Annotated in this window: 13 protein-coding genes; 11 read left to right on the top strand and 2 right to left on the bottom strand. The window is 62.9% G+C overall.

The features are described 5' to 3' along the window. Positions 1-14: 14 nt before the first annotated feature. Positions 15-344 carry a HigA family addiction module antitoxin gene (locus AB4136_RS25320; protein WP_441931725.1) on the bottom strand — a complete coding sequence of 110 codons (330 nt, stop codon included), beginning with the start codon at positions 342-344 and terminating at the stop codon, positions 15-17. A 404-nt stretch (positions 345-748) separates the two neighbouring features. Here AB4136_RS25320 and AB4136_RS25315 point away from each other — a divergent pair, with 404 nt between their 5' ends. The 8 genes from AB4136_RS25315 (at position 749) to AB4136_RS25280 (ending at position 11,847) form a co-directional block, all read left to right on the top strand. Next, complete coding sequence (locus tag AB4136_RS25315; RefSeq protein ID WP_441931685.1) at positions 749-1,699, top strand: ArdC family protein; 951 nt, start codon at positions 749-751, stop codon at positions 1,697-1,699. 159 nt (positions 1,700-1,858) lie between these two features. Next, positions 1,859-3,970 (top strand): ParB/RepB/Spo0J family partition protein, encoded by a 2,112-nt coding sequence (locus AB4136_RS25310; RefSeq protein ID WP_441931684.1) that lies wholly within the window; start codon positions 1,859-1,861, stop codon positions 3,968-3,970. Positions 3,971-4,096: 126 nt separating this feature from the next. Continuing rightward, positions 4,097-4,513, top strand: a complete 417-nt coding sequence (locus AB4136_RS25305; protein ID WP_441931682.1) for a hypothetical protein — start codon at positions 4,097-4,099, stop codon at positions 4,511-4,513. Then, complete coding sequence (locus tag AB4136_RS25300; RefSeq protein WP_441931681.1) at positions 4,510-4,773, top strand: DUF6117 family protein; 264 nt, start codon at positions 4,510-4,512, stop codon at positions 4,771-4,773. The genes AB4136_RS25305 and AB4136_RS25300 overlap by 4 nt, the downstream gene beginning before the upstream one ends. Continuing rightward, positions 4,770-5,066 carry a hypothetical protein gene (locus AB4136_RS25295; RefSeq protein ID WP_441931678.1) on the top strand — a complete coding sequence of 99 codons (297 nt, stop codon included), beginning with the start codon at positions 4,770-4,772 and terminating at the stop codon, positions 5,064-5,066. The genes AB4136_RS25300 and AB4136_RS25295 overlap by 4 nt, the downstream gene beginning before the upstream one ends. 154 nt (positions 5,067-5,220) lie before the next feature. Beyond that, the gene (locus AB4136_RS25290) at positions 5,221-9,567 is read left to right on the top strand and encodes a strawberry notch-like NTP hydrolase domain-containing protein (RefSeq protein WP_441931676.1); all 4,347 of its coding nucleotides are present in this window, start codon (positions 5,221-5,223) and stop codon (positions 9,565-9,567) included. Continuing rightward, a complete protein-coding gene (locus AB4136_RS25285) occupies positions 9,567-10,610 on the top strand; it encodes a DUF7146 domain-containing protein (protein ID WP_441931723.1) in 1,044 nt (347 codons plus the stop codon). Before AB4136_RS25290 ends, AB4136_RS25285 begins: the two co-directional genes overlap by 1 nt. A gap of 310 nt (positions 10,611-10,920) precedes the next feature. Next, complete coding sequence (locus tag AB4136_RS25280; protein ID WP_441931674.1) at positions 10,921-11,847, top strand: DUF2493 domain-containing protein; 927 nt, start codon at positions 10,921-10,923, stop codon at positions 11,845-11,847. A 15-nt stretch (positions 11,848-11,862) separates the two neighbouring features. Here AB4136_RS25280 and AB4136_RS25275 read toward each other — a convergent pair whose 3' ends face one another. Continuing rightward, positions 11,863-12,480, bottom strand: coding sequence for a plasmid pRiA4b ORF-3 family protein (locus AB4136_RS25275; RefSeq protein WP_441931721.1), 618 nt, complete (start codon positions 12,478-12,480; stop codon positions 11,863-11,865). Positions 12,481-12,782: 302 nt separating this feature from the next. Here AB4136_RS25275 and AB4136_RS25270 point away from each other — a divergent pair, with 302 nt between their 5' ends. The 3 genes from AB4136_RS25270 to AB4136_RS25260 all read left to right on the top strand — a co-directional run bounded on the left by AB4136_RS25270 (position 12,783) and on the right by AB4136_RS25260 (position 14,440). Continuing rightward, positions 12,783-12,950 carry a hypothetical protein gene (locus AB4136_RS25270; RefSeq protein ID WP_441931672.1) on the top strand — a complete coding sequence of 56 codons (168 nt, stop codon included), beginning with the start codon at positions 12,783-12,785 and terminating at the stop codon, positions 12,948-12,950. Between the two features lie 139 nt (positions 12,951-13,089). Next, positions 13,090-13,530, top strand: a complete 441-nt coding sequence (locus tag AB4136_RS25265; RefSeq protein ID WP_441931719.1) for a hypothetical protein — start codon at positions 13,090-13,092, stop codon at positions 13,528-13,530. Between the two features lie 583 nt (positions 13,531-14,113). Next, a complete protein-coding gene (locus AB4136_RS25260) occupies positions 14,114-14,440 on the top strand; it encodes a DUF736 domain-containing protein (protein ID WP_112796495.1) in 327 nt (108 codons plus the stop codon). The last annotated feature ends 271 nt before the right edge of the window (positions 14,441-14,711 follow it).

Here is a 14,711-nt window from a genome sequence, read left to right as displayed (position 1 = left end):
TTATAAATTTCGGCTCAAACGCCTGTTTTGTGCGCACTTTGCGACGTATCGTCAAATGGCGCGACTTTTATTTCTGCTTCGCGCTCACGAACACGAGCGATATCCAAACTGCTTTGCATCAACATCAGTTCTTCCATCGAAAGACCGAATGCCTTCTCCAGACGAAGAGCCATTTCAGGCGACAAATCCGCCCGCTCATTCAGTACAGCCGATAATGCGGCTCGCGTGACCCCGAGGGATCGCGCCGCCTGCGTCACAGAAAGACCAAACGCCTCAATAACTGATTCCCGGACATGCCCACCTGGATGTGGAGGAATATGCTGGCGCGTTATCCCTTGCCCCATAAAAATTGCGCCCCTCAAATAGCTCACGTTGATGCATGTCTGTGCACCGACGTCGATCGCCCTAGCATTGCGGCAAAAACTATGGGTTGAATCGGATAGCGTCAAGCCACGCTATACACAAGACGTGCGGTCCACGATTTTAGAGATGCCCTGATTGCTGAACTCTCCGTCTCGGTGAACCGACATAGCCTGATAAGGGATGCTATTTTCGAATTTGTATTTTGTCTTTGTCGGGAACCCGCGAGGGGGAATGCCTTCCCCTGCGGCCGAGCCCAGGTCTTGGCCGACCCCTTCTGCGGGGAGAACCCCGCAACGCCCCCTGGAGAGTGAGAGTGCGGACGGATTTTCCGTGACGGGTTGAGGACTGGAGAAGAGGTTTCCGGCGCCCGTCGCGGAGAACAACGATGTTCAGGAATGACCGCAGCGGACGTGCCGGTTCCGACCGATCAAGCCTTTATGACGACATCACCAACAAGATCATCGGCGAATTGGAGACCGGGCGCGTGCCTTGGGTCCAACCTTGGGGCACAGTCGCTGCTAAGGCACCCCTCGCCATGCCAAGGAACGCCGCCACCGGACGGCACTATTCGGGGATCAATGTCCTGATCCTCTGGGGCGCCGTGATCCAGTACGGCTTCCCGGGCCAGAGCTGGCTGACCTTCCGCCAGGCCCTGTCACTTGGCGGCAATGTCCGAAAGGGCGAGCGTGGCACCACCGTCGTCTATGCTGATCGCTTTACCCCGGAGGACGAGAAGCGCCTCGCCCGCGAGACCGGTGAGGAAGCGTCCGCAATCCCGTTCCTCAAACGCTTCACGGTATTCAATACGGCGCAATGCGACGGGCTGCCGGAAGATGTCGCCATTGTCGCCCCACCGCCTCCGCCCGGCCTCATAGAACCGCGGGTCGAGGCGCTGATACGCGCGACCGGCATCGACTTCCGCATTGGCGGCGACCGCGCCTTCTATATACCTGCACACGACTATGTGCAGGTCCCGCCGCCCCAGGCGTATTTCGAGCCGATCAACTGGCACAGGACGGCCCTGCACGAGCTGGGGCACGCGACCGGCCACGCCTCGCGCCTGAACCGCGATTTCTCGGGCTCCTTCGGCTCCAAGAAATATGCCTTTGAGGAGCTGATCGCCGAGATCAACGCAGCCTTTTGCTGCGCCTCGCTCGGCATCACGCCCACCGTCCGCCATGCTGACTATATCGGCTCCTGGCTCGAGGTGCTGCGCGAGGACAATCGCGCCATCGTCCGCGCCGCCTCCCAGGCGAGCAAGGCAGCCGACTGGCTGCTCGCTCACCTGCCGGACGCAGTTGCGGGCATCCCTGGCGACGAACGGGCGGCGGCGTGACGATCCTGAAAACCGGAAAGGCGCAGACACAGGTTTCCGGTTTTACGGATTTCCGCTAGCCTGGCGCTGCCCTCATAGAGTGAGAGGGCGGCGCTTCGCTTCGTGACGGGTTGGAGGTCGAGAGAGAGGCTCCCGGCCGCCCGTCGCGGAGTCATGAACATGGCCACTGCCGTTCAAAAGATCACCCTGTCGTCTTCGCGCGACATCCCGTTTAATAAGCTGGTGCTGAGCCAGTCCAACGTCCGGCGCGTCAAGGCAGGTGTCTCGATCGAGGAGTTGGCCGAGTCCATCGCCCGGCGCGGGCTCATCCAGTCTCTGCATGTCCGTCCGGTCCTCGATGCCGATGGCGTCGAGACCGGCATGTTCGAGGTGCCCGCCGGCGGCCGTCGCTATCGCGCGCTCGAGTTGCTCGCGAAGCAGAAACGACTGGCCAAGACCGCGCCGGTGCCCTGCGTCGTCGGCGACGCCAACAGCGACATTCTGGTCGACGAGGTCTCGCTGGTCGAGAACATGGAGCGCGCGCCGCTGCATCCACTTGACCAGTTCCGCGCCTTCCAGGCAATGCGCGACAAGGGCATGACCGAGGAAGCCATCGCCGCCGCCTTCTTCGTCGGCGTGAATATCGTCAAGCAGCGCTTACGCCTCGCGTCCATTTCGCCGACCTTGCTGGAAATCTACGCCGCCGACGGCATGACGCTCGAGCAGCTCATGGCCTTCACCGTCAGTTCCGACCATGCCCGCCAAGAACAGGTCTGGGACGCGATTAAGGATGGCTGGCAGAAAGAACCCTATCACATCCGCCGGATGCTGACCGAAACTACGGTACGGGCCTCCGACAAGCGAGCCGTCTTTGTGGGCATCGAAGCCTATGAGGCGGCTGGCGGTGCCGTGCTGCGCGACTTGTTCCAGGCCGACGATGGCGGCTGGCTTCAAGATGCCGCCTTGCTCGACCGCTTGGTGACCGAAAAGCTCAAGGGCGTCGCCGACGAGATCGCTGGCGAAGGCTGGAAATGGGTCGAAGCCAGCTTGAGCTTTCCCTATGGCCACGAGCACGGACTGCGAGCGCTTGTCGGCGTCACGGTCGACCTGACCGAAGAGGAACGCGCCACTCGTGAAGCGTTGCGCGAGGAATATGACCGGCTTGAAGCCGAATATGGCGAGGCCGACGAACTGCCCGACGAGATCGGCGCGAGACTCGGCGAGATCGAACAAGCGCTCAATGCCTTCGAGCAGCGCCCGTCGATCTACGATCCGGCCGAAATTGCCATCGCCGGCGTCTTCGTCAGTCTCGATGCCGACGGCTCACTGTCGGTGGATCGCGGCTATGTCCGTCCCGAGGATGAACGTCACGTGGGGACCGAAGGCCGCGATGCGGCGGAGGTTGACGGCGAAGTGGACCAGCAGGCCGCGCCCGCCGTTCATCGCGCCGTCATCACGATCGGCGGCCAGCCTGCGGAGCCGGAAGACGACGAAGAGGAAGGCATCAAGCCGCTGCCCGAGCGCCTCGTCATCGAATTGACCGCGCATCGTACGCTGGCTCTGCGCAACGCGGTGGCCGAACATCCGGATGTCGCCATGACCATGCTGCTGCACAAGCTGGTCAGCGACACGTTCCGGCGCACCGCACCGGCAGGCTGCCTCGAGGCCCGCGTCAATCATATCTTCTTTTCGGCACAGTCTGAGGAGTTGAAAGAAAGCACTCCCGCGCGCGAGGTCGCCGAGCGACACGAGCGCTGGGGCGATCATGTTCCTGCTGATGATCAGGCGCTGTGGGATTGGTTGAGCCACCTCGATGATGGCACACGCCTCGATCTGCTCGCCCATTGCATCAGCTTCGGCGTGAACGCCCTGTTCGAGCGGCCAAACCCTTACGGATCTGGCCTCAGTCAGCATGGTTTGGATGTGCGCCTGGCGCAGGCCGACCGGTTGGCGCGAGCGGTTGGCCTCGACATGGCGACGGCGGGCTGGAAGCCGACTGTTGGCAACTATCTCGGCCGCGTCACCAAGCCCCGCATTCTCGAAGCCGTTCGGGAGGGCGCGGGCGAGCGGGCAGCAGGGCTCATCGACCATCTGAAAAAGGGCGACATGGCCAAGGAAGCCGAACGCCTGTTGGCCGACACCGGCTGGCTGCCCGAGCCACTTCGCCTGGTCGATCAAGACGAACCAGCCATGAACGGCGAAGGCGACGAAGCGCTCCCTGCATTCCTCGATGACGACGAGGCGCTCTCCGACGAAGAGGACGAGGCTTCGCACGCCGTCGCCGCCGAATAGCGGGCAATGCGGGACGGCAACTGCCGTCCTGCACCTTCCTTCTCCACCCTCTCAGCCCGGCCCCAAGACCCAAAGTTTGCGTGGCGATGCAACGGGGCTCGCGCTTTCTCATATCAGGAGCCTGTCATGGCCGATTATTTCACTCATTTCTCGTGCCTGCTCGACGTGAGCACACCCGAGAACGCCGCCCGTGCGCTCGACCTCTACAACGCGCTCTCCGCTGAAGGCGCGTCGGAGGAACCGCCCTCCGAAGGCTTTCTTCTCTCGATCCAGCCCGAGCACGGCGGCAGCCAGCTCTGGATGCGCGACGACGTGACCGGCGATCCCGAGCGCGTCATTCAGTTCGTAAAACGCTGCGCAGCCGAGTTCGGCCTCACTGGCAGATGGGGCTTCCAATACGGCAATAGCTGCTCGCGGCCGCGTCTCGACGGCTTCGGCGGCGGCGCTCACGTCCTCGACCTCGCCACCGGCGAGACCGTGGACTGGATCTACACCGATGGCTGGCTCGACCAGACCATCTCCAGCGAGGGAGGTCCTCTATGAGCATCCCCGCCCATGCCCGAACCAATTTCCAGACCCTGCTGCGCGCGGCGGGCGACGGCAATCTCGCCCTCATGGAGTGCCTCGATGCTGCGACGGGCATTCCGCGCTACGTCATCTGCGCCGTGGGGCGAGACGATGGTGATTACGTGTTCACGCCATTCGGCCATCTCGCCGACGGCAACCCCTATGACGCCTACCTGCCGCCCGATCCAGACGATCCTGAAGGCTTCGTACGGACCGATCCGGGAGAGGCGCCATGATCGACATCGACGCCATCTTCGCGGCGGATCGCCAGCATCCGCCGCATGAACGGTCCCTGCCCTGGCCGGAAACCAGAGGCGGCCTCACCGTCGTTGTCGAGCCCAAGCCCCATTGGGCAAGCGACATGTGGGTGTTTCGGTCCGACGCTCGGGAATATTGCACCTATGCCGACTGGAGCGAAAATGGCGCGCGCGCACGTTTCTTCGGCCACGTCGATACCTGCGGCGACGACCTGCTCCATAAAGCCCGGACACTCGTCGCTTCCGAGATCGCGGACGGGCTCTGGAACTGATCCCCTCGAAAAGCGCCCCACCTCGCGGTCGGGCGCTTTTTCCATGCGGACGTCTTGAGAGTGAGAGGACCGCCGGGACGGGTTTGAGCCGGAGCGGTCGAGAGAGAGCGCCGCGCGGGCTCGTTCCTTCCCGCTCTCCGTGAGGTTCCCCACGATGACCATGATCTCCGCATCCACGACGGCGACCGTCGCCGCAACACTTCCGCCTGGCCCCACCCCCGAGCCCGCCGCCGCCATCTTCGAGGCCGCCGGCCTGCTGCTACCTCATCTCGAACGTGGCGAGCGGGTCGACGCCGCAGTTCTGCGTGCGGCGATGGAAACCGCTTGTCGAGGCTCGGATGCGGTCGGCGCTTGGGACTGGAAGACGGCTTATGACGCTTGCGAGGGCGCAACCGTCCTGTTTCTCCGCAAATACGGACATACGCTTTTCCGCAAAGCCGGAGCTACGACGGCAAGGCTGTCCGCACTGACGAAAATCGCCGGACTTCTGCCAACACATACGCGGCGCTCGACCGAAAGCCAGACCTTCCAGCAATTCTCGACGCCGATCCCGCTTGGCCTGGTCGCCGCCCACGCTGCCGCCATCACCCCGGCCGACCGGGTGCTCGAACCCTCGGCGGGCACCGGCCTGCTGGCCATTCTCGCCGAGATCACTGGCGGCACGCTTGTCCTCAACGAGTTGGCCGACACCCGCGCCAGACTGCTGTCGCTTCTCTTCCCGGCCAGTCCCGTCACCCACTTCGACGCGGCGCAGATCGACGATCATCTGGACCCCGCCGTCACACCCAGCGTCGTGCTGATGAATCCGCCTTTCTCGGTCATGGCCAATGTCGAGGGTCGCACGGCGGACGCCGCTTACCGCCATCTCTCCTCCGCGCTAGCACGCCTGGCTCCCGGTGGGCGTCTGGTGGCGATCACCGGCGCCAGTTTCGCTCCCGATAATCCGGCATGGACAGACGTCTTCATGAAATTGCAGGAACGCGGGCAAGTCGTGTTCTCTGCCGCCATCGACGGCTCGGTCTATGCCAAGCATGGCACAACCTTCCCAACGCGGCTGACCGTCATCGACAAGCGACCCGCCAATGATCCCGCCGTCTTCCCGGTCGCACCCGGTATCGCGCCCAACGCGGCCACCTTGCTGAGTTGGCTCACCGAGCACCTGCCGGAACGGCTTTCCCTCGACTCCTCCGTCATTGTCCCGGCGGCTCCGGCCGCTGCCCCGCGCAGCGTGCGCGGCTATATCAATAGTGCCTCAAAGGTCGCGCCGACGACCGCGCCTTTGGCCGAACCCGAGGGCTTGCCGCTTGCCTACGAGACCGTCGACAGGCCGACCGGCGAAGGCGGACGCCTGTCCGATGGCATCTATGAAGAATACGGATTGCAGTCGATCCGTATTATCGGCTCTCAGGCGCACCCGACCAGGCTCGTGCAATCCGCCGCGATGGCCTCAGTCGCGCCGCCCAAGCCGAGCTATCGGCCACGCCTTCCCTCCAATATTCACGCGCTGCTGTCCGACGCCCAACTCGAGACCGTCATCTATGCGGGCGAAGCGCACACCGACCATCTCGCCGGATCATGGACGGTGGACGCCACTTTCGACCTGGTCAGTGCTGCGCGCGAGGATGCGAAAGACGCCGTGCGCTTCCGGCGCGGCTTCATGATCGGTGATGGCACCGGCGTCGGTAAAGGCCGCCAGTCCGCAGCGATCATTCTCGACAACTGGCTTCAGGGTCGCCGAAAGGCGGTATGGATCAGCAAGTCCGACAAGCTGATCGAGGACGCCCAGCGTGACTGGTCAGCGCTCGGCATGGAGCGCTTGCTGGTCACGCCGCTGTCGCGCTTCCCGCAGGGGCGTCCGATCAAATTACCGGAAGGCATCCTGTTTACGACCTATGCCACGCTACGCTCCGACGACCGCGGTGCAAAGGTTTCGCGCGTCCGGCAGATCGTCGAATGGTTGGGCTCCGATTTCGACGGAGCGATCATTTTCGACGAGGCGCACGCGATGGCAAATGCCGGTGGCGGTAAAGGAGAACGCGGCGACGTGGCCGCCTCGCAGCAGGGTCGCGCCGGTCTGCGCCTTCAGCATGCCCTGCCGAACGCCCGCGTTGTCTATGTTTCGGCGACCGGCGCCACCACGGTCCATAACCTCGCCTATGCTCAGCGCATCGGGCTCTGGGGCGGCGAGAATTTTCCGTTCTCGACCAGGGCCGAGTTCGTCGAAGCGATCGAGGACGGCGGCGTTGCAGCGATGGAGGTGCTGGCCCGCGACCTGCGCGCGCTCGGCCTTTACACCGCCCGCTCACTCTCCTTCGACGGCGTGGAATATGAGCTGGTCGAGCATGCGCTGTCGCCGGAGCAGACCCGCATCTACGACGCCTATGCCGGGGCCTTCGCCATCATTCACAACCACCTGGATGCGGCTATGGACGCGGCCAATATCACCGGCGCTTCCGGCACATTGAACCGGCAAGCCAAGTCAGCCGCACGCTCGGCCTTCGAGAGCGCCAAGCAGCGCTTCTTCGGCCATCTGCTCACCAGCATGAAAACGCCGACATTGATCCGGTCGATCAGCAGCGATCTCGAAGCTGGCCATGCCGCCGTGATCCAGATCGTCTCGACCGGTGAAGCGCTGATGGAACGCCGTCTGGCCGAACTGCCAACCGAGGAATGGAACGACGTTCGCATCGACATCACGCCGAGGGAATACGTGCTCGACTACCTCGCCCATTCCTTCCCGGTGCAGCTCTACGAGCCGTTCACCGACAGCGAGGGCAATCTGACCTCGCGGCCAGTCTATCGCGACGGTCAGCCCGTCGAAAGCCGCGAAGCCGTTGCGCGCCGCGACGAACTGATCGCGCAGCTCGCCTCCCTGCCGCCAGTTCCCGGCGCGCTCGACCAGATCGTCCAGCATTTCGGCACGGAGCTGGTGGCCGAGGTGACGGGCCGTTCCCGGCGAATCGTCCGCAAGAGCACGCCTTCGGGTGGCGACCGCCTTGTCGTCGAGACCCGCGCCGCCGCCGCCAATCTCGCCGAGACGCAAGGATTCATGGATGACACCAAGCGCATACTGATCTTCTCGGACGCGGGTGGTACCGGCCGCAGCTACCACGCCGAGCTATCAGCACGGAACACGCGGTTGCGCGTCCACTATCTGCTCGAACCCGGTTGGAAGGCGGACGCTGCTATCCAGGGCCTCGGCCGCACGCACCGGACCAACCAAGCGCAGCCGCCCCTGTTCCGGCCGATCGCCACGGATGTGAAGGCAGAAAAGCGCTTTCTTTCCACCATCGCGCGGCGGCTCGATACGCTGGGGGCGATTACGCGCGGCCAGCGTCAGACTGGCGGTCAGGGCCTGTTCCGCCCCGAGGACAATCTCGAAAGCCCTCATGCTCGCGATGCACTGCGCCAGCTCTATCTGTTGCTGGTGCGTGGCAAGATCGAAGGCTGCACGCTCGAGCGTTTCGAAACCACCACCGGCCTGAAACTGATGGACGCGAATGGCATAAAGGACGAACTGCCGCCGATTACCACCTTCTTAAACCGGCTGCTGGCGCTGACGATCGAGCTTCAGGGCGTGCTGTTTACTGCCTTCGAGCAGCTTCTCACCGCAAAGATCGAGGGCGCCATCGCCAGCGGCGTCTACGATGTCGGGCTGGAGACACTGACCGCGGAAGGCTTCACCGTCACCGACCGCCAGTGCATCTACACACATCCGGGCACGGACGCCGAGACCCGGCTCCTCACAATCGCGCAGCGTACCCGCAACCGCCCTGTGACGCTGGACGACGCGCTCGCCCATCTGAGCGAACCCGGCGCCAAGCTGTTGGTCAACGAGCGTTCGGGCCGCGCCGCCGTGCAGATCCCCGCAACCTCGATCATGCTCGACGATGGCGAGATCGAACGCCGCGTCCGGCTGGTCCGGCCGATGGAATCGCACACCGTTCCGTTGAAGATGATGGCGGATACCCATTGGATCGAGGCAGGGCGCAGCACCTTCGTCACTGCCTGGGCCGCCGAGGTTGCGGATGTGCCGGAGTTTTCAGACAGCACGATCCATATCGTCGCCGGCTTGCTGCTGCCGATCTGGAAGCGGCTGCCGAACGAATCCACCCGCGTCTATCGGCTCCAGACCGACGACGGCGAGCGGATCGTCGGCCGCAAGGTCTCGCCCGCCTGGGCGGCCAACGCCACCACGACCGGCGCAGCCACGCTCACACCCGCAGACGCCTTCATGGCGCTGATGGATGGGCGCACTATCCTCGACCTCGCGGAGGGGCTTCAGCTTCGCCGCGTCCGCGTCATGGGCGCAGATCGCATTGAATTGTCGGGGTTCACCGACACGATGCGCGAGCGGCTCACCGCCTACGGCCTGTTCCACGAGATCATATCATGGAAACTCAGGATGTTCGTGCCGACCGGTGCCGCTGGCCCGGCTGTACTGGAGCGCGTGCTGGGCCACTATCCGCTCCAGCGTATCGGCGAGCGAGAGGCGGCATGATGACCCGGCTCGACGCTTCGGATCTGGCGACCCGTCTCGGCCGGGAGGCCGAGGCGGTGTGCCGCCATTATCTCGACGCCGGCCGTCGCCAGGGCAATTATTGGCAGGTTGGCGATGCACGCAACACGCCGGGCCGCTCGATGTTCGTGCGGCTCAAGGAGACGATGAAGGGACCGGCCGGCAAATGGACCGATGCCGCCACCGGCGAACATGGCGACCTGCTCGACGTGATTCGGGAGAGCTGTGGCCTCATCGACTTCGCCGATGTCGTTGCCGAGGCGCGTTCCTTTCTCAGCATGCCGCGTCCTGAACCCGCACCTGAGAAGAAGAAGAATCGACCAAGCACGCCTGCCCCGTCAGGCACGGCCGAGGCGGCAAGGCGATTGTTCGCCATGTCGAAGCCGATCAGCGGCACACCCGTAGAGACGTATTTCCGCACTCGCGGCATTACGGCTTTGCTCGGAACCGGAAACCTGCGCTTCCATCCAAACTGCTATTATCGGCCCGATGACCATGGCCCGACCGAAACATGGCCAGCGATGATCGCCGCCGTCACCGATCTCAGCGGCACGATTACCGGCGCCCATCGCACATGGCTCGCGCCCGACGGCTCCGACAAGGCGCCTGTCGAAACGCAGCGCAAGGCGATGGGAGACCTGCTCGGTCATGCCGTTCGCTTCGGGATTGCCGGCGAGGTCATGGCAGCGGGCGAAGGCATCGAAAGCGTCCTGTCGGTACGCCAGGCGATACCTGGCATGGCCATGGCAGCGGCATTGTCTGCTGCGCACCTCGCCGCCATTCTGTTTCCAGAAACGCTGCGTCGCCTCTATGTCGTCCGCGACAACGACCATGCAGGCGACAGTGCGCGGGACAGTTTGGTCGAACGGGCAAACGCGGTCGGGATCGAGGCGATCGTGCTGTCACCGGTATTGCAGGACTTCAACGAGGATCTCCGGCAACTTGACCTCATTGCATTCCGGGCCAATCTCAGGGGTCAACTCGCACTGCAGGACGTCGCCCGCTTCTGCCGCAATGCCGCATAGCGACCGGCGAGGAGATGTTGGAGGGCACAGTCATCATCCTCACGGAGGCTGCAACCATCGAAAAGGACCGCTTCTCGGCCTTCGAGAGGGCGATCGGCCCATAGCCGGGACAGGTCGACAATGACTGCGGCCAACGATTTTCCGGCGCGGCCCAAGGGGCCGCTTTCCATCGCGAAACAAAATCCCCGGCCTTCGCCATCCTCCGCTTTGCTCCGGCCCTGCGCTGCGCGCCGGGTGCAGGCCCGTCCCGCCCATGAGCTTCGTCGCCATGAAGGCCGCGAGAGTCGCGGTCCAAACGACGGAGCATCCCATGAGCGAGCACGACGATTACGAACCCCACCACGCATCCTCTCCCACCGACCATCTTCTCCAGGAGCTTCAGCTTTACGGTTATCGCCCCTTTGAAAACGAACCAGACCCCCGCCCCCTGCCGGAAGCAACCCGCGTCACAGGCGCCATTGCCGACATCTTCGACGCCCTGATCGCGACCCTTATGGACACCCGTCTCGAACCCGATCTCGACGATCTTCTCTGGTCAACCGTCAATCTCTTCCACCGCGCCACCGACCGGATTGAACGCGAATTGGACGACAACGAGCAAGGACAGCGCCGCCTTCAGCGCGAACAGGACGGCAGCGAGGTGAAATCCGTCGAACTGGAGCGCCTTACCGCCGAAGGCCAGACACTTCTGGAGCGCCGCGATGCCTTCGAACTGATGCGCGATCAGGCAGCAGACCATTTCGAGCGCCATACAGGATCAAGCTGGAGGCCCCGCACCGGATCGATGGTCAACCATCGCAATCTCACCGCCGCGATGATCGACTCCAGAGATTTCCTGGCCGCCAAACGTCGCACTGAGGCCGAAGTGCTGATGCCCGCCGGCTCGAAGATTGCCTTCACCGGCGGCGACACTGCCGACCACAAGCTGATCTGGGCCAAGCTCGACCAAGTTCACGCCAAACACCCTGACATGGTGCTGATGCACGGCGGCTCGCCCAAAGGCGCCGAAAAGATCGCCGCCCGCTGGGCAGACCATCGAAACGTCCCACAGGTCGCCTTCAAGCCCGATTGGGTGAAGCACGCCAAGGCCGCCCCGTTCAAGCGCAATGACCAGATGCTCTCCGTCATGCCGATCGGCGTTATCGTCTTCCCAGGCACCGGCATTCAAGACAACCTCGCCGACAAGGCCCGCAAGCTGGGCATCCCGGTTTATCGATTTGGCGGGAGCGGCGCGTGAGCGCCGCTGGAACGTCTACACCCGCTTTGGCTTGGGCTGATGCAGCCTGCGGCGAACATTTGGTTTCAGTGCGTTACCGACATCCTTGTTTACGAGGTCGAGATCAAACCACTCGGGATCGAAGTGCCCACCACACCAACGCTTGATGTCGGCGTGTTCGGGGTCTTCAATATCGCCCATCACCTCGAGGAAGTGCTCATATCCCGAGGTTCCGCCGACGTCTTCAGGCGGTCTAGCAAAGGCACCGTCCTCGCAGATGGCCTTTTTGGGAAATACATCGAGCCAGAGCCATTCCTCAAGTTCAACCGTATGGCGCCAGTTGTCGCCGAAGTCATATGTGTAGGTAAAAGTGCTTCCAGATCGCGAAAAATCCTTAAGTTGAACATCCCGTTCATCGAAAACGCGCGGATCATCTGGACCCGCCCCATCTTCCAGAAGGACAACATCACCAAAGCGCAATCCGCCGATATGAAATTCGTGAAGATGGTAGTTCCACCAATTGAACGCGGCCTGAATTCCAAGGTGGAGGTGTTCGAGATTCCAGTGTGCAGGTATGACCAGACGCCGCCAGATGGCTGGCTGGATACCATCAATCGATACACGAAGGCGAACGGCGTTAGGCGCTGAGAACATAGCCTGGACGATGCCGAAGCCAAGGCCACGCGTCAAGGCACAGTAAACGAACGTAGCAAGTCAATCCATCACCGAACGCAATTGATCCCGACGAGTATTCGAATGGGAACCACCCCGCTTTATTTGCGCTTATCCTTGATCCACCCAATGGCCTGACGCCTTCAACCCGTAAAGGGTCGGACTACGCATGCGCGTGCCGCCGCTTGCGGCTTCGCCTTCATCGGTGATTGCGGCCCTTGGCCGGTCACTTCGGGCGCCTGTCAGCGGGGGATGGTCCTCCGCTTCAAACAGGAGCCGGATCAATGTCCTTCACCGACGCTTACGCCTTCGCTCTCAGCCTCGCCTCGACCCTGATGGTCGCCATCGTCATCTTCCGCGCTGGTGACGGCACGCTCTCGGTCACGCCAGCCGCCGAATTCGACGGCGACGAGGCCTCGATCCTGCGCGAAATCGATCCCTTCGCCCCTTAATGGGGCGAACGCCTCGCCTCAAATGGCGGAAACCTGCCGGTTTCCACTCCTCTTTTCATCGTCGATTTGCTATACTCTGGCTGCGCCATGGTGGTGGTGGAGGCGCAACCGTCAGAGTTCATCTCCCGGAGACACCACCATGCTCTTTCTCGGCATTCTCGCATTCATCGCCGCCATAGGCTTCCTGTGCTGGCTGTTGTTCACACTCGCGGTTTTCGCATTGCCGCTTTTCGCTGGCGTTTCAATCGGAACCTGGGCCTATGGCACGGGGGCCGGATGGCCAGGCGCAATCCTCATTGGCCTTGTCGGCGCGGCGCTAACCCTTGGCATCGGCCAATTTCTGCTGATCGTCGTGCGCCCTCTCTGGATCCGGCTTCTGGTCGCGGCTGCTTTTGTCCTTCCGGCCGCAATCGCTGGCTTTCACGCGACGCACGGTATCGTCAAGCACACCATGCCGTCCGAAACCTGGCAGATCATCTTTTCTGTCATCGGCGCGGTCGCTGTGGGGATCACAGCGTTTCTGCGGGTGGCGGGCATGGCGACGACCCCGCCGTCGAGCGGTACGCTGGCGCGGGCGTAGTCTTTGTGATCAACGCAGTTCAGCAGCCAAGCGAAGCCTTCCGCTGCCTCCTGCCTCAAAGGTAACGCGGATCGGCGTTGGTAACGGTCGTTGAGCAAGCCAGTCGAACGCGACCGCCTTATGCCGCTCGACATAAAATCTTCGGACCTACGCCGCCGACCAGACGCCTCTGCGGCAGGCCATCTGGTGGCACCTGCCGGGATTGTGCAAGCCGATGTCTACGGCCCAAGCACTTGATCTCAATGCCACTCGCCATGCCGGTTCATGAGGAACCAAGGCAGCCATTTATCTCCGTTCGGAATCGTTGGGAACCGCCACCTGCACGGCCTCTCCGATGGGCTGATCTGGCCGAAGGACGGCTTCGCCTCGACCGCCTAAGCCGCAATGGCACGGCGCGATTTTCTTCCCCTGGGGTTCACCCATTCCTCGCGAGCCAAGAAAACCGCTCTGTCGCCATCCTCCGCTTCGCTCCGGTCGCCATCATTAAATGATTTGGCGATGCGGCGTCGATCGCCTCCGGCCTCCCGATCGCCATCGAGGCCGCTGCGGTAGCGGGCTCGAACACGAAAACGGAGATTTCAAAATGGCTACCATCGGCACCTTCAAGAAAACCGGCTCGAACGAGTTCACCGGCGAGATCGTCACTCTGAGCGTCCAGGCCAAGGGCGTCCGCATCGTCCCGGACCTTCGCGCCAACGGCGAAAACGCCCCCAGCCACCGCGTCATGGTCGGCCGGGCAGAAATCGGAGCCGCTTGGTCGAAGCGCTCCAACGACGACCGGCCCTATCTCGGCCTCAAGCTCGACGATCCGAGCTTCAACGCCCCCATCTACGCCAACCTCTTCGACGACGAAGACGGCGAAACGTACTCGCTGATCTGGTCCCGCCCCAATGGTCGCCGCGGCGACTGACCCCGCCGCCAAGGCCCCGGCCCTCCGGTCGGGGTCTTTCCCCTGGCAACCGAATCAGTTGTCCGCCAATTCCGGTTAGCACCGCGTTCTTCAACGGTTTTTACTCGCGCCGCGCACCAAGAACGACTATTATAGATGGGGTATTCGGAGCGTTTAGCGGTCGGCTTTAGTTGCTCCATAGTCCGCAAAGCGTATAGGCGAAGCGTTCAAGCGGCTTCACCAAATAACGTCTCTATCAGCGGACATTCTGGCAGCGTGCCGTCGGCGCATT

The organism is Mesorhizobium sp. 2RAF21 (genome assembly GCF_052115345.1).
Classification (GTDB): Bacteria; Pseudomonadota; Alphaproteobacteria; order Rhizobiales; family Rhizobiaceae; genus Mesorhizobium; species Mesorhizobium terrae.
Note: the sequence above shows the minus strand (reverse complement) of the source record. Positions and strands in the feature narration are given on the sequence as shown.

Excerpts from the sequence above, each read along its gene's own strand:
- AB4136_RS25320 (WP_441931725.1), bottom strand. The coding sequence starts at position 344 with ATGGGGCAAGGGATAACGCGCCAGCATATTCCTCCACATCCAGGTGGG.
- AB4136_RS25315 (WP_441931685.1), top strand. The coding sequence starts at position 749 with ATGTTCAGGAATGACCGCAGCGGACGTGCCGGTTCCGACCGATCAAGC.
- AB4136_RS25310 (WP_441931684.1), top strand. The coding sequence starts at position 1,859 with ATGGCCACTGCCGTTCAAAAGATCACCCTGTCGTCTTCGCGCGACATC.
- AB4136_RS25305 (WP_441931682.1), top strand. The coding sequence starts at position 4,097 with ATGGCCGATTATTTCACTCATTTCTCGTGCCTGCTCGACGTGAGCACA.
- AB4136_RS25300 (WP_441931681.1), top strand. The coding sequence starts at position 4,510 with ATGAGCATCCCCGCCCATGCCCGAACCAATTTCCAGACCCTGCTGCGC.
- AB4136_RS25295 (WP_441931678.1), top strand. The coding sequence starts at position 4,770 with ATGATCGACATCGACGCCATCTTCGCGGCGGATCGCCAGCATCCGCCG.
- AB4136_RS25290 (WP_441931676.1), top strand. The coding sequence starts at position 5,221 with ATGACCATGATCTCCGCATCCACGACGGCGACCGTCGCCGCAACACTT.
- AB4136_RS25285 (WP_441931723.1), top strand. The coding sequence starts at position 9,567 with ATGACCCGGCTCGACGCTTCGGATCTGGCGACCCGTCTCGGCCGGGAG.
- AB4136_RS25280 (WP_441931674.1), top strand. The coding sequence starts at position 10,921 with ATGAGCGAGCACGACGATTACGAACCCCACCACGCATCCTCTCCCACC.
- AB4136_RS25275 (WP_441931721.1), bottom strand. The coding sequence starts at position 12,480 with ATGTTCTCAGCGCCTAACGCCGTTCGCCTTCGTGTATCGATTGATGGT.
- AB4136_RS25270 (WP_441931672.1), top strand. The coding sequence starts at position 12,783 with ATGTCCTTCACCGACGCTTACGCCTTCGCTCTCAGCCTCGCCTCGACC.
- AB4136_RS25265 (WP_441931719.1), top strand. The coding sequence starts at position 13,090 with ATGCTCTTTCTCGGCATTCTCGCATTCATCGCCGCCATAGGCTTCCTG.
- AB4136_RS25260 (WP_112796495.1), top strand. The coding sequence starts at position 14,114 with ATGGCTACCATCGGCACCTTCAAGAAAACCGGCTCGAACGAGTTCACC.